Here is a 19549-nt window from a genome sequence, read left to right on the forward strand (position 1 = left end):
CGTGCGTGGGGGCCGAGCGTGGCCACTCCATCTACCGGACACGCCGCCATGCCCAGCTCGCGACGCCACGACATCGACGCCCTGCGCGCCATCGCCTTCGGCCTGCTCATCCTCTACCACTGGGCGATGCTCTACGTGGGCGGCGAAGACTGGGGCTGGCACCTGAAGTCGGCCTACACGACCGAAGTCATCCAGTTGCCGATGCTCGCGGTGAACCGCTGGCGCATGGACCTGATCTTCCTCATCTCGGGGTTGTCGGTGCACTTCCTGCTGCGCGACACGCGCATCGGCCGGTTCATCGCCCTGCGCAGCTGGCGCCTGCTGCTGCCGCTGGTGTTCGGCATGTGGGTCGTCGTGCCGATCCAGCCGTACGCCGAGGGCGTGGCGAACGGGCTGGTGCAGCCGGGGTTCCTCGCCTTCCTCGCGCGCTACTACGCGGGCTCGACGTGGCCCGAAGGCGCGTTCGCCGGTTGGGAACACGGCTTCACCTGGAACCACTTGTGGTACCTGGCGTACCTGTGGACGTACACGGTCGTGTTCGCGCTGCTGTTGCCGTTGCTGCGCCGCCTGCCCAATCCGCTCGCGAAGTTGCGCGGCGTGTGGCTCCTGATCGTTCCCGCGATTCCGCTGGCCGTGTTCACGCTGTTGCTGCAACCGCATTTCGAAGACACCGGCGATCTCGTGCACGACTGGTTCCGCCACAGCGTGTACTTCACGATGTTCCTCTACGGGTGGTGGCTGGGCACGAACGACGCGGTATGGAACGAGCTCGCCCGCCTGCGCCGTCGCGCACTGGTCAGCGCCGTGGGGTTGTTCGCGTTCTATGCCGCCTGCGTGTTCGTGCTGCCCGAGCAGGTGTCCGAATCGCTGCAGGCGATCATCTGGATCCTGCGCAGCCTGTACATCTGGTGGATGCTGTGCGCGATCCTCGGTTACGGGCGCACCTATCTGGATCGCCCGTTCGCATGGCTGCCGTGGGCAAACGAAGCGGTGTATCCGTGGTACGTGCTGCACCAGAGCCTGATCGTGGCGATCGCATTCGTACTGGTGCCGATGCACGTCGGCCCGGTCGCCGAACCGATCCTCGTGCTGGCGGGCACCGTCGCCGGTTGCGCGTTGTTGCACGCACTGATCCGCCGCGTGCCGCTGCTGCGCCCGATGTTCGGCGTGAAGCGCCGTCAGGCGAGCGCGGCTTCGATGTCCTTGGCGAGGGACTCGGGCGTGTCGGTGGGTGCGTAGCGCTTCAGCACCTTGCCGTCGCGGCCGACGAGGAACTTCGAGAAGTTCCACTTGATGGCGTCGATGCCCAGGAACCCGCCCTTCTCTTCCTTCAACCACTTGTAGAGCGGGTGGGCATTGGCGCCGTTGACGTCGATTTTCGCGAACAAGGGGAAATCGACGTCGTAGGTGAGCGAGCAGAAGTTCTTGATCTCGGCCTCGTCACCGGGTTCCTGGTGGCCGAACTGGTCGCACGGGAACCCGAGGACCACCAGGCCCTTGTCGCGATAGTCCTGCCAGAGTTTTTCCAGGCCCGTGTACTGCGGCGTGAACCCGCACTTGGAGGCGACGTTGACGATCAGCAGCACCTTGCCCGCGTAGTCGGCGAGCGGACGTTGCTGGCCGTCGATGTCGGCGGCGGTGAAATCGAACGCGGTGGCCATGGCGTGGAGTTCCGGGGCGACGTGGGGTCGCCCGGAGTCTAGCTCAGTGCGCGCGGCCCGGTTCGGACACTTCCTTGACCACCTGCGCGGTGCGCGCGTCCTTGCCGGCGCGCGCGATGTCGGCGACGGCGATGATGCCCGTGAGTTTGCCCTTCGCATCGACCACCGGCACGCGGCGGATCTTCGCCGCTTCCATCAGCTCGGTCGCGTCCTTGAGGCTGCTGTCTTCGCGCACGGTCTGCACGGGCGCGCTCATCGCATCCGATGCGGTCGCGCCCATGATGTCGCGGCCTTCGGCCACGATGCGCACCGTGATGTCGCGGTCGGTCACCACGCCTACGGGCATGCCCTGCGTGTCGACGACGGGGATCTCGCCGCAGTCGTTCTCGATCATCATGCGGGCGACGTCGCGCAGGGGCGTTTCGGGGGTTGCGCACGCGGGATTGGCGGTCATCACCGAGGTCACGTCGGCCATGGGAGCCTCCTGGATGTGGGGAAGCCCGCATTGTTGCGACGCGGCGGTTCGTGGGCCGTGAACCGGAGCGGCCAGGTGCGGAAAACGGCCGCATTCACCGGACATGGCTTTCGTCATGCGTCGCGTGCCCCGGCCTCCGGTAGGCTGGCGGTTTCCGTCCGACGAGACCATCGCCCATGAAGCACCCGCTCGCCTGCGCCCTGGCGCTCGCCCTGGCCGCAGGCACGACGCCGGCCCTCTTTGCGCAGACCGCCGCCGCACAGACGCCCCAAGGATCCGCCGTGCAGAACCAGACCGCCAACCCGTTCTTCGCCGACAGCACGCTTCCGCTGCACTACCCCGATTTCGCGAAGATCCAGGACACCGATTTCGGCCCGGCCTTCGACCAGGGCATGAAGGAAGAACTGGCCGAAATCGAGCGCATCGCCAACAACAAGGCCAAGCCGACGTTCGACAACACGATCCTGGCGATGGAGAAGAACGGCCGCACGCTCACGCGCGCCGCGACCGTCTTCTACAACCTCTTCGGCGCGGACAAGAACGACGCGCGCGAGAAGATCGACGAGAAGTACTCGCCCATCTTCGCCGCGCACCGCGACACGATCCGCCTGAACCCCAAGCTCTTCGCGCGCATCAAGTCGCTCTACGACCGCCGCGCCAAGCTGGGCCTGGACGCGCAGCAGACGCGCCTGGTCGAGCGTTACTACACCGACTTCGTCCGCGCCGGCGCCAAGCTCAACGACGCGGACAAGACCACGCTCAAGGACATCAACGCGCAACTGGCAACGCTCGGCACGCAGTTCGAGAAGAAGCTGATCGACGGCCGCAACGCCGCGGCGGTCGTGGTCGACTCGCGCGCCGAACTCGATGGCCTGTCCGATGCGCAGATCGACGCGGCGGCCGATGTCGCCAAGACGCGCGGCCTCGATGGCAAGTTCGTGCTGACGATCCTCAACACCACCGGCCAGCCCCCGGCCGCGCAGCTGACCAACCGCGCGCTGCGCGAGAAGCTGTACCGCGCGTCGATGGCCCGCGGCGACGGCGGCGAGTTCGACACCACCGCGATCATTTCGCAGGTCGTCAAGCTGCGCGCGCAGAAGGCCAAGCTGCTCGGCTACGCGAACTGGGCCGCCTTCGTGCTGGAAGACGAAACCGCCAAGACGCCGCAGGCCGTCAACGACATGCTCGGCAAGCTCGCGCCGCCGGCGGTCGCCAACGCCCGCCGCGAAGCGGCCGACCTGCAGGCGATGATCGACAAGGAACAGGCCGCCAAGGGCCAGCCGACCTTCAAACTGGAGCCGTGGGACTGGTCCTTCTATTCGGAGAAGGTGCGCAAGGCGAAGTTCGCGTTCGACGAGAACGAGCTCAAGCCGTATCTCGAACTCGACAACGTGCAGCAGAACGGCGTCTTCTACGCCGCGCACGAGCTGTACGGCCTGTCGTTCAAGGAGCGCAAGGACCTGCCGGTGTACGAGCCGGACGTGCGCGTGTTCGACGTGTTCGACAAGGACGGCAAGCAGCTCGCCATCTTCATCTCCGACATGTACGCGCGCGATTCCAAGCAGGGCGGCGCGTGGATGAATTCCTACGTCGACCAGTCCGCGCTCACCGGCTTCCTCCCCGTCGTGGCCAACCACCTCAACATCACCAAGCCGCCGGCGGGCCAGCCGACGCTGCTGACGTGGGACGAAGTGACCACGATGTTCCATGAGTTCGGCCATGCGCTGCACGGCATGTTCTCGAACGTCGAGTACCCCTACTTCACCGGCACCAACGTCCCGCGCGACTTCGTCGAATACCCCTCGCAGGTCAACGAGATGTGGGCCGACTGGCCGTCGGTGCTGGCCAACTACGCCAAGCACCACGAGACCGGCAAGCCGATGCCGAAGGAACTGCTCGACAAGGTGCTGGCCGCGGGCAAGTTCAACCAGGGCTTCACCACCACCGAATACCTCGGTGCGGCGCTGCTCGACCAGAAGTGGCACCAGATCACGCCGGACCAGGTGCCGCCGGCATCAGGCGTGATGGCGTTCGAAGCCGCCGCGCTGAAGAAGGACGGCGTCGATTTCGCCGCCGTGCCGCCGCGTTACAAGACCCCGTACTTCAGCCACATCATGGGCGGCTACTCGGCGGGGTACTACGCGTACATCTGGTCGGAAGTGCTCGACGCCGACACGGTGGAGTGGATCAAGAAGAACGGCGGCCTGACGCGCGCCAACGGCGACCACTTCCGCGACACGCTGCTCTCGCGCGGCGGTTCGAAGGACGCGCTGCAGTTGTTCCAGGACTTCGCGGGGCGCAAGCCGGAAATCGGCCCGCTGTTGAAGCGTCGCGGCCTGGATGCACCGGCGGCCGACGATTCGAAGCAGCCGGCCGAAGCCAAGCCGCAGGAGAAGGCCGCCACGGGCGGTTGATCCTCCGGGAAATGCGTCGAAACGAGAAAGGGCCGCGATGCGGCCCTTTTTCTTTACGCGGCGGCGGTGACCCGCACCGGCTTGTCGTCGCAGCAGCACACATCCTTGCTCAGCTTCGCGACCTGCCACGCCGCGTGCGCTTCCTCGCGCACCTCGTTCCAGCCCAGCTGCGAATCGCCGCGCACGCGCGACCAGTCGCTCGCCATCTGCGGCTCGACCTTCTGCCACGTCATGTCGGGATAGAAGCCCGTCGCGAGTTCACCGAGGGCGCGGGCGCGCGCGGACGTGACTTCGTCAATGTCGCGGGGGGCGGCATGGAGGTGGATGACCATGGACAGGGGACCTGGTTGACACGGGGGATGCCGCGCAGAGTGCGCACGGATGTGTAACCGCTGAGTGAAAACAGCGGCATACCGCCGCTTACGGTCCGGCGACGGAAAAGCGCTCCCCTGCTTGCGGGGGAGGGTTGGGAGGGGGTAAACCGGCCGCATGACTTCGCATCGTCCCCAATCCCCCGCCGGCGGCCGCGGCGCGCTACGTGGCACCTTTCGCGCCTGGTCCCGCCAGGGCATCCCGCTCAAGCTGGTCGGCTCCTTCCTCACCGCCAACAAGGTCGGCGGCTTCGACTGCCCCGGCTGCGCCTTCCCCGACAAGGTGGGCCACCCGCTGGTCGACAGTTGCGAGCAGGGCCAGAAGGCCATCGCCTGGGAAATGACGCGCAAGTCGGTCGGCGCGGAATTCTTCGACGGCAAGACGCCCGCACAACTGCGCGCCCTTGGCGATTTCGACCTCGAATTCCAGGGACGCCTGACGACCCCGGTGTTGTACGACGCGGCCGTCGGTACCTACCGTGCGATCGATTGGGACGAGGCGTACGCAGTCGCCGCGCGCGAGCTGCGCGCGTTGCCACCGCAATCGGTCGCGTTCTACGCCTCGGGCCGCAGCAGCAACGAAGCGGCGTTCCTCTGGCAACTCGCCGCGCGCGGTTACGGCAGCCCGCACCTGCCCGACTCGTCGAACTTCTGCCACGAACCCTCCGGTTACGCCCTGAAGCAGAGCATCGGCACTGGCAAGGGCACCTGCACGCTGGAGGACTTCGAGCACGCGGAGTTGTTCATCGTCATCGGCCAGAACCCCGCGAGCAACCACCCGCGCATGATGGGCGCGCTGTACGAAGCGAAGAAACGCGGCGCGACGATCCTCGCGATCAATCCGCTGCGCGAGCGCGGCTTCACGCACTTCTCCGATCCGAAGAACGTTTCCGAACTCGCGCGCGACAAGGGCATCGCGGTCGCCGATGCGATCTACCAGGTCACCATTGGCGGCGACTTCGCGGCGCTGAAGGGCGTGATGAAGGCACTGCTCGAAATGGAACGCGCCGCGCCGGGCACGGTGTTCGACCAAGCGTTCATCGCACGGCACACCGAAGGTTTCGACGCGCTGATCGCCGATCTCGACGCGTGCGCGTGGGACACGCTGGTCGACTGCTCGGGCCTGCCGGAAGCGCAGATGCGCGAGATCGCGACGCACTACGCGCGTGCGCAAGCCACGATGATCACCTGGTGCATGGGCCTGACGCACCATCCCGACGCGGTCGCCACCATCCAGCAAGTCGTGAACCTGCTGCTGTTGCGCGGCAACATCGGCCGCCCGGGCACGGGCGCGATGCCGGTGCGCGGCCATTCGAACGTGCAAGGCGATCGCACGATGGGCGCGACCTCGCAGGTCACCGACGCGTGGCTCGACAACATCGAAGCGGCGTTCCCCGGCGTCGCCTTGTGCCGCGATGCGGGGCGCGACGCGGCCGGCGTGATCGACGGGTTGTTCGACGGCAACGTGCGTGCGCTGTTGTCGCTCGGCGGCAACTTCGGCGTCGCGGCGCCTGATTCGCCGCGCGTGCTGGAGGCGCTGGAGCGTTGCCGCTTCACGCTGCACATCGCGACCAAACTCAATCGCACGCACTGCCATCCGGGCGAAATCGGCCTGTTGCTGCCGACGCTGGGCCGCACCGACCGCGACCTGCGCCCCGGCGGCGAGCAATGCATCTCGACCGAGGATTCGTCGAGCACCGTGCGCGCCTCGCGCGGCGTGCAGGCGCCGATCAGCGAACTGCAACGCAGCGAGCCGGCGATCGTCGCGGAACTCGCGCAGGCCATCGGAATCGCGCACGTACCGTGGCGCGATTTCACCGAAGACTACGCGGCGATCCGCGACCGCATCGAACGCTGCCAGCAGGGCGTGACCGAAGGCTTCGACCGCTACAACGACCGGTTGCTGCAGGACGGCCGCTTCATGCTGCCCAACGCCGCCGCGCATCGGCAGTGGAATACGCGCAACCACAAGGCACGCTTCATGGCGCACGCGCTCCACGACGACACACCCGTGCAGCAGGCGCGGCGCACGCATGGCACCGATGCGCTCACGCTGATGACGATGCGCGCGCACGACCAATTCAACACCACGGTCTACAGCGGCGACGACCGCTATCGCGGCGTCGAAGGCGACCGCCGCGTGGTGTTCCTCAACGCGGAGGACCTTGCCAAACGCGGGTTGCAGGACGGGGATCGCGTGGATATCGAATGCCTGGTGGACGACGGGCACGAACGCCGCGTGTACGCCTTCACCGCGCGCGCGTGGGACATCCCGGCGGGATGCTGCGCGGCGTATTACCCCGAAGCGAGCGGGCTCATCGCAGCGAGCGTCTACTCCGCCGGCACGAGAACGCCGCTTTACAAGGAGATGCCCGTTCGCATCAGCCCTTGTCCGTCGCCGTAGTCACTCCACCGCGCCCCACTTCACCGGCGGCAACGCCGAACGCACCGCGTTGTTGAACGGCGCGGCGAGCTGCGCGAAGCCGGCCTCGGTCGGGTGGATCTCGTCGTACCAGAACGACGGCTTGCGCGCGGGCAGGAAGCTTTCGAAATCCGCGTAAGAGAACAGGCCTGCGAACGTGTGCGACAAGGGCTCCAGCACCTGGTCGCGGAAGCCGTCGAACAGCAACAGGTCCGCGAACGCCTTGCCCTCCCCCACGTCGATCAGCACGTGCTGCATCGGCTTCCACAACCACGGCCCGATGTCGTCCTTGATCCAGGCGATCAATCCGATGTTCTCGACGGTGAGATCGGCGGCGGCGCCGATGCGTTGCAGCGGTGCATACGTGTGTCCCACCACGCGGAACGTGGGGCGCGCAGGCACGACCTTGCGGCGCACCGCATCGAGCACCCGCGTGTAGCTGGCCAGCACCGGCGCGAACCCGCCGGCCTGCATCAGCAGATCGAACGCCGCCTGCGCGGTGATCTTCGGCCTGGCGTGCGGGGGCTGCCACGCGGCGAACGACGTCGCCAGGCGCTCCGACAGTTGATCGTTCCCGCCGGCGCTCAGGCACAGCACGTCGAACGGCGATCCGTTGATGCGATCGATCATCGAATCGACGTTGCGCGGCGCGAACAGATCCGACGCCGTGGCCCCGGGCTTGCCGACGACCATCGCCATGCCCGTGATGCGCAGCAGGCTCTGGCGCGCGAGATTGAGGTACAGCGGCGTGGAGAACCACGAGTCGCCCCAATACAACAAGGCCGGATGCTTCTGCAGGAACGCCTCGACACGCCGCCGCTGCGGCGTGCGCGGGCGCCCCATCAGCTCGCGCCACGATTCCCAACGGGTGGTCCAGGACATCTGCGGCATGGCGCGGCTCCCGGGGCGGGAAGCGCGCATGGTGCAGCGGATTAGGTGAAGATTTTGCCGCGGACGTCCCGTTTGGTCTCAGCCGTCACCCAGTGGCGTTGCAAGGTGGAGGCCCGTTCCCATCGTGTAGATCTCGCCCGGAAGGAGCGCGTCAACGCCGGTGAGGCGGTCGTTGGAGATACCCCATGGGATCGCGTGTAGTGGGCCAGGCAGATAGGGTTCCCAGATGCCCGGAGTGAAGGGGCGCCGCTTCGACCGAAATTCCACCGGCACGCGCAGTTCCTGCCAGCAAGTTCCGCAAGCGTTCCATCCGCTGCGTACGATCCCGCAATCACCGACTACCAAGGAGCACGCAAGCGCTTCGTCTTGCGAATCAGACCTCGTCTAGTGGAGGCGGCCGTCCGCAGCGCCACGTAGACAAAGACCCTCAGTAGCCATCGAAGCTCTTTCGAGACTTCGCGCCAAGAACCAGGGCCAGGAATGGCCCTGCCAACAGTCGAACTACATCGACTGCAAAGGCTTGAAGTTTTCGATTTTCCTGTCTCAACAACGAAGCAAGCTCGAAAAATCCAGCTACGCGGCCTTTGATCGCGGCCTTGATGCAGTGCTTTCTAGCTTGGCCGAAGTCGCCTCCAATCTCGAAATACCGCGCGAACGCCAAGTCGACCTCAGGTGTATGTCTTGTCGCGCTGGCTTGACGGATGTAAGTCAGCGATGCCGGTCGGCATTCGGGCCCCTGCTTTAACAGCGCCCGTGCAATGCTCAGGAAAAGATATTCGTCTGTGTTGTGAATCATATGGGATGCCATTCGATAACACTCCACCGCCTCCACCAGACTCGTGCCCTCCCGCTCGACGTCGTATTCCAGGACCAGCCCCTTCAGGTAGTAGCCCTGAGCTGTGGTAGGTCGGTTGTCCTTCACTTCTTTTCGGTATGCTTCGAGACACGCGGCGTTTCGCTGTTCTTGCAGCCGCTTGCGAGCTTCGGCGAACATCATCGACCTCCTGCAGCCGGCGAGTGCCAACCGCGCTCAGACTGCTCACGGATCATCCGGAGCTGGTTTTGATGCTGGAAAAGATCATCCGCCACGCCGTCCTTACCTGGCGCGCAGACGTGGAGACCGATGCAGATTCGCAACGCTGCATTTTGAGCGGCCGGACTCTTGCATGCGTTTCCGACTCCAGCTACAGCCGCCGGCGTCATGATCGCCCCCCCGACAACAGCGGGCGTATATACCGCTGTCGCCGCGCCTGCGGCCGCTATGCCCCAAACCACATTCAACCGCTGCGCAACCTCCTCGGGAATTGCGTAATCGGGTCGAGTATTGAGGTTGCGCGAATACGGGAGAAACTGCAGGCCATCCGGATCGATGTTGGAAATTGGATTCATTCCTGCGTATCCGTACGTATTGACACCCGCAGCCAAGCCCAACGGATCCGATTGCAGATACCGACCGCCCTTCGCGTCGTACTCCCGGTAACCGTTCTGCCACAGATCGCTCTCCGCGTCGTAGTACTGCCCGGGGAAGCCGATGTTCAATCCGCCGATCAGGTCCTGCGTGACTTCCCGGTCGTAGGCGTGGTTCTTTGCGCGCCATAGCTGTACCTGTGTCCCGCTTGTCACGGCTTCCGGGCGGCCCAAGTGATCGTTGTGGACGTACTTGACGCCGGGGTGGCTAACCACGATCGGGTAGTCGTCGTACTGCGCGACGATGCTCGCCGTCCCCGGTGTCAGCAAGCCGACGAGTTCTCCGCCGAACCAGATGTAGTCCTTCCATCCGGCCGGGCCATGCTCGGCCAGCAATTGCGCGGGGCCGCCGTGGATATAGCGCGTGGCGCCGTCGGCGTTCGATTTCGCGACGCGCAGGCCCAGCGCATTGACGACGTATTGCGTGGCGCCGGAAGGAAGCGTCCTGCAGGTGCCGTAGGGTTCGCAGAGTGTCACGCTGTCAGGCCGCGAGACTTCGCGCAGTCGATCGAACGCGTCGTATTGCAGATGTGTAGTGATGCCGGAGGTCGTGTCGCCGGTCCGATTGCCGCGTGCATCGTAGGCGTAGGTGTGGTGTCGGCTCGGGGTTGAGGTTCCGCTGATTGCGAGCAGGCGGTTGTTGTGCGGGTCGATCGCATGCTGCTCGACCTGCCCGTTCCATCTGTGACTGGTGCGATTGCCGTTGGAATCGAACGTCGCGATGCGCGCATGGCCGCCCTGCCCGACGATCGCGTCGGATGTAAGGCGCCCTTGCGCGTCGTATGCGAACGCCTGGCTGGCGGGTTCGCCGGCGGCATTGGTGATCGCCGCGATACGATCGGCGGCTTCGAATCCGTAGGTCAGGCTTTGCACTACCCTGCCCGCGCGTTCGTCGACCGCGCTGACGCCGGACAGGCGGCCGTTGTCGTCCACGGAGTAGCGTCTTTCCAGACCGTTGCCGTATGTCCAGGTTTCCGGGCCGCCAAAAGCGCGGAATTGGATAGAGTCCAGCACCGTGTGCGTGACGCCATCACGCGTCGCGCTCAACGTTCGCAGTCGTCCCATCGCATAGGTGTATGCGACTTCGAGTCCGCTGGGATAGCTTAGCTTCGACAGCCTGCCGAGCGCGTCATGGTGGTACGTGGTGGTGTCGGCGACCCCGTCGGCTGTGTCGATTCGCGATCGCAAAGCCCCGTCGGCGCGGTAGGCGAACGTCGTTGATGCTTGCGCGCTGCCCGCATGCCACGTCGTCGCTTGGCAAAGGAACCCCGCACCGCAGCTATCGTAGGCGTATGTCCTGCGATCCATGCCGCTTGTCATGCTCGTGACACGGCCCAGCGCGTCGTGCGTGTAGTCGAGGGTGGTGGCGTCGTTGCGCACCGTTCGCGTGCGCAGCCCGTTGCCGCCATACGTGTGGGTCGTCGTCCCGCTGTCCGGGCTGCGAAGTTCCAGCAGGTCGCCGAACGCGTTGTGCCGATAGGTGGTCGACAAGCCGCGCGGATCGATGACGGCGGTGACACGGTCCGCGGCGTCGTAGGAGTAGCGGGCGATTCCGCCCGTTGCGTCCGTCGTGGCTGCGACGCGACCGAGTGGATCGTAGGCAAGGCGCGTCACGTGACCGTTCCCGTCGGTGACGTGGATGAGGCGACCCTCGGCGTCGTAGCTCCGCTGCGCCACAACCTTGCCCTCGTCGCCGCTGCGTTCGACGATCACACGCCCGAGCTCGTCGTACTCGAACGTGCTGACGTGCGTCACTTGCAGCGCAAGGACCAGTATCCGGAGGTCCACCGGGTCAGTCCGTCACGGTGTTCAGCGTGCACACGCCATCGGCTTGCACTAGGTAAGTCACGGTAGACAATGGTGTTGCCGAACGCTTGGACGACAGCACCGTCGCGAAGGCCGCTCGACCGCCCTGCGGCGCCAACGAGACGTAGATCAGCTGGTACAGGCAGTTCGGCAAGCCGCCCTCGACGGAGAAGTACGCCAACTCGTTGGCCGCATGGACGCCGACCTGTCCGACCAGTTGGTCGCGCACGGTACCGGACCCCGTCGAAGCGTAGGGCTGCACGCCACCCCCCAACAGCGATTGCGGAATCGGCGGCTCCTGGCCCCGCGCCGGCGAACTAATGGCCAGTGCCGCGGCGAACATCAAAACATGCGTGTGGCGCATCATCTTCTTCCTTGAGTTCAGTTCCGAAAGGTCTGTCATGGGTCGCGGCCGATCTCGATTCGGAGGGGCTGCGACATCGCGTTGTAGGTAATGCGACGCACCGCGAAACTACCGCCGGGCTCGGTCCTGTCTTCCTGGACGAGACGACGCGCGGCGTCGTAGTGGTAGATAACGCTGCTGCCATCGGCGGCCTGGATTGCATCGAGCAGTCCGCTGGCGCCGTATATGTATCGCGTTTCGACAGGACTTCCATTCGGAAATGTGCGCTCGACGAGGACGCGCCCGCGTTGGTCATATTCGTATTCGGTGACTGCACCGGACGGCTCGACGATTCGCGCGGGTTGCCCACGGCCGTTATGGCCTTCGTAACGGGTGGCGTGTCCGGCGGTGTTGCGGCTTTCGATCAGGTCGCCGGACGCGTTGTATTGATGCGTGAGGTCCTCTCCGGGTGTCGGGCCATCGACGGTCAACGATGATAGGAGTCCGTTGGAATGCGTCGTGTAGGCATAGGTCGTGCCACGTATGGCGCCGGTTGCGAAGTCGGTTACGGTGGTCGACGCGAGGCGCCCGTTGTCGAGGTAGGTGTAGGTGGTCGATGCACTCCCCTCCAGTGTCTCGCTCATCACGCGATTTCTGTCCGGCGCCCATGTAAAGGTGCGCGCTCGCTGCAATTTCGTCCCCGCAGCTTCGGTCTTGCGGATCAGTCGGCCCGCAGAGTCGTGATCAAAGGTCGTCACAGCTCCGGCGAAATTCGTCACTTGGTTCGGCTGACCGTTCGCGTCGTACTGCAAGTATCTATCTCGGCTCCCGCAATTGGAGGACGCCGCGCCTTCAACTGATACCAGACGGCCATCGAGGTATCGGCGCGTGGTGCGATGACCCAGCGGGTTGGTTTCTACGACGCTGTAGTTTTCCGTCGTACTTTCTAGATCGCCGGAATACGCGAACGAGTGTCGCTCGACGCCCGCGTGGTGCTCGGTGGAAACAACACGAGCCTCTTCATCATTTCGCTCATAGATGAAGGTTGAGTAGCGCAAGCCATCGAAGGACTTGCCACTCATGTTCCCTGGCGGTGCGCCAATGTAACGACTTGGGAGAGCGTGGTAGGTGATCCTAGTCGCCGGCGATCCGGGCAGTGTCGTTTCGACCAGCCGTGGACGGTGGTGCCCGACGCGGTGGTACGCATACCGGTAGACACTCCCAACTGGATCGGTGACATGGGTCAGCTCGCCGTTGGTATAGCCGAACCGTACCGAACGACCCGAGGTGTGATCGATGCGCTGCAACTGCGCACCGGCGTACACGTAGTGCCAACCGACTCCACGCTCGTTTCGAACGACATGGACACGTCCCTGTTGATCGTAGATCTCCGTCCCACCGGCTTCATTGAACAGGTAGATCCACCCTTGCGGCCACTGCTCGATACGTGGCAGCGGCTTGGCAGGGCTTTGGCGCCAGCCTCCCGCTTGCGTAGGCATCCAGATGACGCTCCCATTTGGACGAACCGCCCGGATGCCCACTGCGCGGTCTTCCCATTCCAGCGAATAGTCAAAATTGCTGCGCCAACGCGCACCGAACATGCCGTCGCGATGGCCATACATACGCGTGAGAAACAATCCCATTTCGCCATCGCTCGCGAAATCCGTCTCCTCTTCGACCTTCAACCCGGAGGGAAGTCGAACGGGGTTGCCGCGCAGCTCGTCGCACTTCCCTTCGTCCTGTTGTTCGAAGACCGCTTCGATCGGCCCGCGGAAGGGCAGCCCGTGCGTAGGACTGGAGCCCGACCAGTGCCATTACGTTGGCGAGCGGCAAGTGGTACTCGTGGATGGCCTCGATCGTGTGGCTCTGAAAGACAGGCAAGGGCTTCTCCCTCGGCGGCTCCTCGTCGTCCGCGATCACGTTGAACGGCAAGACGCACGCCAGTGCGACAGCCGATATCGTCCGGTATGCCCCGGCAGCTCCTCCCTGATGCACTCCCTACCCCACGTATCCGATGCAGACGCACAGGTTAGACGCGGGGCGTGCGGGTCAGAAACGAGAAGAATTGGGAAACGCACGAAGAAACAGGGCCGCGTGCTAGCGTGTTATTCGCCGTAGATCCCTGCCCCCACCGCATGCAACGAAGGCTCCGGCTCCCGCAACAGCGCACGCCGCCAAGTGCGTTGCTCGTCGAGCGTCGTCTCGACCAGGAACGCCACCTTCCCCGCGACGTGCGAGGCCACCGCGATGCCGTCGCGATACAGCACGCGTGCGCCAAGTTGGCGCGGCACCTTGTCGCCGACCAGGACCGTGCCGACGAGGTTCAGCGGATCGAGCGCGGACAGGCTGACGAGCGCGCCGTCGTGCGGACGTTTGCGCACGGCGCGCATGGCGCCGACGGCTTCGGGCAGTGCGAACTGTTCGCCCGAAAGGCCGGCGATAAAGCGGCCGCCGCGGATTTCGCCGCGGGCTTCGAGGCGGTGGTAGACGCGCAGCATTTCGCGCCAGGGTGGCAGCCACGCGGCTTCGCGTTCGAGCAGGCGCCAGCACACCACGCCGTAGCGGCGCAGCAGCGTGCGGGCGATGTGTTCGATCGTGTCGGGGTCCAGCGCTTGCGCCTGTGCGGGCTTGCGCGTCAATGTCCAACGGCCCGCGTCTTCGATGCCGAACAACGACGCGCGACGTCCGCGTCGTCCGCCGAAGGCATGCGGCCGCTTCGATTGCGGCACGAGCAGCGCGCGCAGGCCGGCGAAGCTGTCGCAGTGCACGCGGCCGCGTGCGACGAGTTCGGCTAGCGCGTCCTCGAGTTCGGTGCGCAGCAGGTGTGCGCCGGTCACGAGTTCGTCGAAGAACGAGGCGCCGTTCTCGCGCAGGTAATCGGTCACTTTCTCCGCGCGCGAGGACAGCGCCGGTTCTTCGTCGTTGCGTTGCGCGGCGATGTTGGACCACGTCGCGAGGCGCTTGCGCGGCAGCAGCACGATGGGCGTGCCGCGCACCGGTGCGGTGCGGCCGCCCTGCGCGTCGGAGGGCGCATTGCGCAATCGGGCCCACGTCGTGCGGCCGGCGGTGCACAGGTCGTCGAGCCACGCGATCGAGTAATCGTTGACGCGCGCGGGCAACAGGTCCGACTCCCACGCGGCGGCGGGGGCTTCGAAGCCTTCGAGTTGCGCGACCACGCCGGCGAGCGCCTCGGGACCGCTGACGCGCGCGGCCGGCGACACGCGTTGCCAGTCGAACAGGAAGCGCATGTAGTCGCGCGGTTCGACGGGTTCGATTTCGCGGCGCAGGCGGCCGATCGTGTAACGGTGGATGCGTGCGAGCAGGTGGCGCTCGCACCATTCTTCGTCCTGGGTCGCACGTTCGCCGGAGCTGAAGCGCCCGCGCATGACGAAGCCTTCGGTTTCCAGCGCGGCGAGTGCGAGGTCGATGTCGGTGCGCGGCAATGCGAGCGTGTCGACCAGCGCGGCCGCGGTGATCGGACCGACCCCGGTGAGGCGAGCGCGCACCAACGCGAGCGCGGCGTCCTCGCGCGTCCACGCGCGCATGTAACTCGCAGGTGCGGCGATCTTGGGTGTGATCGTCGCATCGGCATGCAACGAGAACATCCGCGGGAGGCACTCGGCCGCCCACCACTGCCCTCCCCCCACGGCCGCGTGCGTGGCGCGCTTGTCCTTCGCCAGCGCCTGCAGCAGCTGCGTCCACCCGTTGTCGCGCGCATCGGCGTCGGTGACCAGACCGATGCCCATCAGCGCTTCGTGCATTTCGTCTGCGGTGCGCGCGTCGGGCCGCGCTTGCGCGCGGACTTCGTCGATGGCTTCGGGATCCAGACGCGCGAGGTCGCCCGGTGCGTCGTCCTCGGCATAGCGACGCGCGATGACGGCCTGCGTGCGGCGTTCCTCCAGCGGTGCATCGTCGAGGAACGCGTACGGCCGCGCGTTGAGCGCTTCGGCCGCGAACGGCGACGGCGCCGTCAGATCGCGCGCGACAACCTCGATTTCGCCCGACACCATGCCGCGCAACACCGCGAGCCACCCTTCGGCGTCCATCGCATCGTGCAGGCAATCGTCGAGCGTTTGTGCGACGAGCGGATGATCGGGCACCTCGCGCTCGCCGACGAGGTTCTCGGCGCACGCCACCTGGTCGGGGAATACGGTCGCGAGCAGGTCCTCCGACTTCATGCGCTGCAACTGCGGCGCGACCTTCTTGCCGCCGACGAAGCGCGGCAGCGCCAGGCCGGTCGTCGCGTTCCAGCGCCAGCGCACGCCGAACAGCGGCGCATCGAGCAACGCTTGCACGAGGATATCGAGCGCGGAATTCGGATGGAGGTACGACGCCACTTCGATCAGCGGGAAACTGTGGCTCGTCGAGAGCGACAGGACGATCGCGTCCTCGGTCGCCGCCGCCTGCAACTCGAAATTGAACTTGCGGCAGAAGCGCTTGCGCAGCGCCAGGCCCCACGCGCGGTTGACGCGCGAGCCGAACGGCGAATGCACGATGAGTTGCGTGCCGCCGGATTCGTCGAAGAAGCGTTCGAGCACGATGCGCTGCTGCGTGGGCATCGTGCCGAGCGCGGTCACCTGTCGCGCGAAGTAATCGGCGAGTTGGCGCGCGGCGGATTCATCGAGGCCCACGTCGTCGATCAGATACGGCGCGGGATCGTTGCCCGCTTCGACACGCTGCGTGAGCAGCGCACGCAGGCGCGACACGCCGGCCGAGAGTTCGTCCGTGCGGCCCGGCGCTTCGCCCAGCCAGAACGGGATGCTCGGCGGCATGCCCTTCGCATCCTCGACGCGCAGGCGGCCCGGTTCGACCCGCAGGATGCGGTAGCTCGCATTGCCGAGCTGGAACACATCGCCCGCCAGGCTCTCGATCGCGAAGTCTTCGTTGACCGTGCCGATGTTGGTCGATTGCGGCTCGAGCAGCACCGAGTAATCGCCGGTGTCGGGGATGGTTCCGCCTGACATCACCGCGATTTGCTTACCGCCTGCGCGGCCACGCAACCGCTGGTGCACGGCATCGCGATGGAGATAACTCGCGCGGTGGCCGCGTCGTGTCGTGAAGCCTTCGACGAGCATCGACACGATGGCATCGAAGTCCTTGCGCGGCAGCGCCGAATACGGCCACGCGTTGCGCACGAGCGCGAACAGCGCGTCCTCTTCCCACTCCTGCGCACAGACCTCGGCGACGAGTTGTTGCGCCAGCACGTCGAGTGGCGCGCGCGGCATGCGCAGCGCGTCGAGTTCGCCGCGGCGCACGCAGTCGAGCAATGCGGCGCATTCGGCAAGGTCGTCGCGCGATTGCGGGAACAGGCGGCCTTTCGGTACGCCGCCGACAAAGTGGCCCGAACGGCCGACGCGTTGCAGGAATGCCGCGATCGCGCGCGGGGAACCCAGTTGCACGACCAGGTCGACATCGCCGATATCGATGCCGAGCTCGAGCGACGCGGTGGCGACCAGCACCTTCAGCGAGCCCGCCTTCAGGCGCTGCTCGGCGTCCAGGCGCAGTTCCTTCGCCAGCGAGCCGTGGTGCGCGGCGACGTGTTCGCGGCCCAACAATTCGCCCAGGTGGCGCGCGGCGCGCTCGGCCATGCGGCGCGTGTTGACGAAGACCAGCGTGGTCTTGTGTTGCCCGACCAGTTGCGCGATGCGCGCGTAGACCTGCTCCCACTGCTCGTTCGACATCACGGCTTGCAGCGGCGTCGGCGGGACTTCCAGCGCGAGGTCGCGTTCGCGCGCGTAACCGATGTCGACGATGTCGCAATCGGGCACACCGCCGACGATGTGGCTCGTGCCGACGAGGAAACGCGCCACCTCTTCGATGGGCTTCTGGGTTGCGGACAAGCCCACGCGGGTGAGGCGGCGGCCACAGAGCGCGTCGAGGCGTTCCAGCGACAGCGACAGATGGCTGCCGCGCTTGCTCGCGGCGACGGCGTGGATTTCGTCGACGATCACCGTGCGCGCGCTGGCCAGCATCGCGCGGCCCGAATCCGAGCCGAGCAGCACGAACAGCGATTCGGGCGTGGTGACCAGGATGTGCGGTGCGGACTTGCGCATGCGCGCGCGTTCGCTTTGCGTCGTGTCGCCCGTTCGCACTGCGGTGCGGATGGCGACGTCGGGCAGGCCCATGCGTTCAAGCTCTGCGCGGATGCCTTCGAGCGGGGCTTCGAGGTTGAGGTGGATGTCGTTCGACAACGCCTTGAGCGGCGAGATGTAGACGACCTGCGTCGCCTCCGGCAGACCCTCCGGCGACAGGCCCTGCCGCACGAGCGAATCGATGGCGGCCATGAACGCGGTGAGCGTCTTGCCCGACCCGGTGGGCGCGGCGACGAGCGTGTGGCGGCCGCCCTCGATCGACGGCCACGCCTGGACCTGCGCTTCCGTCGGCCCCGGGAAGGCGCGCGCGAACCACGCGGCGACCGCGGGGTGGAACAGATCGAGGACGGGGAAGCACGCCGGCATGGCCGGGGGATTATCCGCCTGGGCGGCTGGGGCGGGATGAACGGCCATGGGGAGAAACGTCGCTCGGTGGCGTCTCAGATGGTGCGACTGGCTTCAGCGGGGGGCGACATAGCCGCCGGGGACGCCCCCGGGCGACAGGACGATCTGCCACAGGTGGATGTGGCGGGCGCGGAAGCTCGCCATCGAAGCGCCGAGATAGAAGCGCCACATGCGGCGGAAGCGTTCGTCGTAGCGCGCGGGCAAGCGATCCCACGCCGCCTCCACGTTCGCGCGCCAGGCTTGCAGCGTGCGGTCGTAGTCGGCGCCGAAGTTGTGCCAGTCTTCGACGACGAATCGCCCTTCCGAATCGGTGGCGATCTGTTTCGCCGACGGCAGCATCGAATTCGGGAAGATGTAACGGGCGATCCACGGATCGGTATGGTCGACCGACGTCGCGCCGCCGATCGTATGCAGCAGGAACAGCCCGCCATCGGGCGCGTCCGGCGACAGGCAACGCCGCGCGACATCGAAATACGCCGCGTAGTTGCGCACGCCGACGTGTTCGAACATGCCCAGCGAGAAGACGCGGTCGAAGGTTGCATCGATCTCGCGGTAATCCTGCAGCCGGATTTCGATGGGCAGGCCGGCGCAGAGTTCGCGCGCATAGTCCGCCTGTTCGCGCGAAACGGTGACGCCGACGCCGCTGATGCCATACCGCTGCGCCGCGAACTTCAACGCTTCGCCCCACCCGCACCCGATGTCGAGGACGCGCATGCCCGGGCGCAGCAGCAACTTGCGGCACACCAGGTCGAGCTTGGCTTCCTGCGCGGCGTCGAGGTCGTCCGCATCGCGCCAGTACGCGCAGCTGTAGACCAGCCGCTCGCCGAGCATCGCGCGATACAGGTCGTTGCCGAGGTCGTAATGCCGCTGCCCGACTTCGAACGCGCGCGTTTCGCTCTGGAGGTTCATCACCCGCGCGCGCAAGGCGTCCCACACTTCGCCGGCGCCGCGCACGCGCTGGTCGATGTCGGCGGACAACAGGCGGAAGAGCATGCCGTCGAGATCGGCGACGTCCCACCATCCGTCCATGTAGGACTCGCCCAGGCCGAGCGAGCCCTGCGCCAATGTGCGGCGGAAGAAGCGCGCATCGTGTACCCGTGGATCCCACGCTGCGCGGCCGCCGGTGCGCGCGTCGTCGATGCGCACGTCCGCCTCGCGGAAGAGGTGTTCGATGCGACGGCGGAACGGATGCGGCGACATGG

At 66.1% G+C, this 19549-nt stretch carries 13 protein-coding genes; 3 read left to right on the forward strand and 10 right to left on the reverse strand.

Annotation, left to right across the window (positions count from 1 at the left end; translation table 11 throughout):
* Positions 1-48 precede the first annotated feature (48 nt).
* A complete protein-coding gene (locus LF41_RS01525; protein WP_036164787.1) occupies positions 49-1239 on the forward strand; it encodes an acyltransferase family protein in 1191 nt (396 codons plus the stop codon).
* On the opposite strand, the gene LF41_RS01530 is transcribed toward LF41_RS01525, so the two are convergent.
* Positions 1179-1661, reverse strand: a complete 483-nt coding sequence (locus LF41_RS01530; RefSeq protein ID WP_036164790.1) for a glutathione peroxidase — start codon at positions 1659-1661, stop codon at positions 1179-1181. The two genes, LF41_RS01525 and LF41_RS01530, sit on opposite strands and share 61 nt — an antisense overlap.
* Positions 1662-1704: 43 nt before the next feature.
* Entirely contained in the window at positions 1705-2136 is a 432-nt protein-coding gene (locus LF41_RS01535; RefSeq protein WP_036164793.1) for a CBS domain-containing protein, read from the reverse strand.
* Positions 2137-2312: 176 nt separating this feature from the next.
* Between LF41_RS01535 and LF41_RS01540 the strand changes: the two genes are divergently transcribed.
* Positions 2313-4550 carry a M3 family metallopeptidase gene (locus LF41_RS01540; protein ID WP_036164796.1) on the forward strand — a complete coding sequence of 746 codons (2238 nt, stop codon included), beginning with the start codon at positions 2313-2315 and terminating at the stop codon, positions 4548-4550.
* Positions 4551-4603: 53 nt separating this feature from the next.
* Here LF41_RS01540 and LF41_RS01545 read toward each other — a convergent pair whose 3' ends face one another.
* Complete coding sequence (locus LF41_RS01545) at positions 4604-4882, reverse strand: hypothetical protein (RefSeq protein ID WP_036164799.1); 279 nt, start codon at positions 4880-4882, stop codon at positions 4604-4606.
* 157 nt (positions 4883-5039) lie between these two features.
* Here LF41_RS01545 and LF41_RS01550 point away from each other — a divergent pair, with 157 nt between their 5' ends.
* Positions 5040-7325 (forward strand): FdhF/YdeP family oxidoreductase, encoded by a 2286-nt coding sequence (locus tag LF41_RS01550; protein ID WP_036164803.1) that lies wholly within the window; start codon positions 5040-5042, stop codon positions 7323-7325.
* Here the strand turns inward: LF41_RS01550 and LF41_RS01555 are convergent, their stop codons facing one another.
* From LF41_RS01555 to cfa, 7 genes are all read right to left on the reverse strand, one after another.
* Positions 7326-8234: a hypothetical protein gene (locus LF41_RS01555; RefSeq protein ID WP_036164806.1), complete on the reverse strand. Its 909-nt coding sequence runs from the start codon at positions 8232-8234 to the stop codon at positions 7326-7328. It lies immediately after the preceding gene.
* A 427-nt stretch (positions 8235-8661) separates the two neighbouring features.
* A complete protein-coding gene (locus LF41_RS01560) occupies positions 8662-9231 on the reverse strand; it encodes a hypothetical protein (protein WP_036164808.1) in 570 nt (189 codons plus the stop codon).
* Positions 9228-11456: an RHS repeat protein gene (locus tag LF41_RS01565; RefSeq protein ID WP_161786901.1), complete on the reverse strand. Its 2229-nt coding sequence runs from the start codon at positions 11454-11456 to the stop codon at positions 9228-9230. The genes LF41_RS01560 and LF41_RS01565 overlap by 4 nt, the downstream gene beginning before the upstream one ends.
* Before the next feature lie 37 nt (positions 11457-11493).
* Positions 11494-11910, reverse strand: a complete 417-nt coding sequence (locus LF41_RS01570) for a hypothetical protein (protein ID WP_036164810.1) — start codon at positions 11908-11910, stop codon at positions 11494-11496.
* On the reverse strand, positions 11907-13631 hold the full coding sequence (locus LF41_RS16360) for a DUF6531 domain-containing protein (RefSeq protein ID WP_338037842.1): 1725 nt from the start codon (positions 13629-13631) through the stop codon (positions 11907-11909). Before LF41_RS16360 ends, LF41_RS01570 begins: the two co-directional genes overlap by 4 nt.
* A 324-nt stretch (positions 13632-13955) precedes the next feature.
* Complete coding sequence (locus tag LF41_RS01580) at positions 13956-18308, reverse strand: DEAD/DEAH box helicase (protein WP_036164813.1); 4353 nt, start codon at positions 18306-18308, stop codon at positions 13956-13958.
* Positions 18309-18401: 93 nt separating this feature from the next.
* Positions 18402-19547, reverse strand: a complete 1146-nt coding sequence (cfa, locus tag LF41_RS01585; protein ID WP_036164815.1) for a cyclopropane fatty acyl phospholipid synthase — start codon at positions 19545-19547, stop codon at positions 18402-18404.
* Positions 19548-19549 lie beyond the last annotated feature (2 nt).

This window comes from Lysobacter dokdonensis DS-58 (assembly GCF_000770795.1).
In the GTDB taxonomy this organism is placed as follows: domain Bacteria; phylum Pseudomonadota; class Gammaproteobacteria; order Xanthomonadales; family Xanthomonadaceae; genus Noviluteimonas; species Noviluteimonas dokdonensis.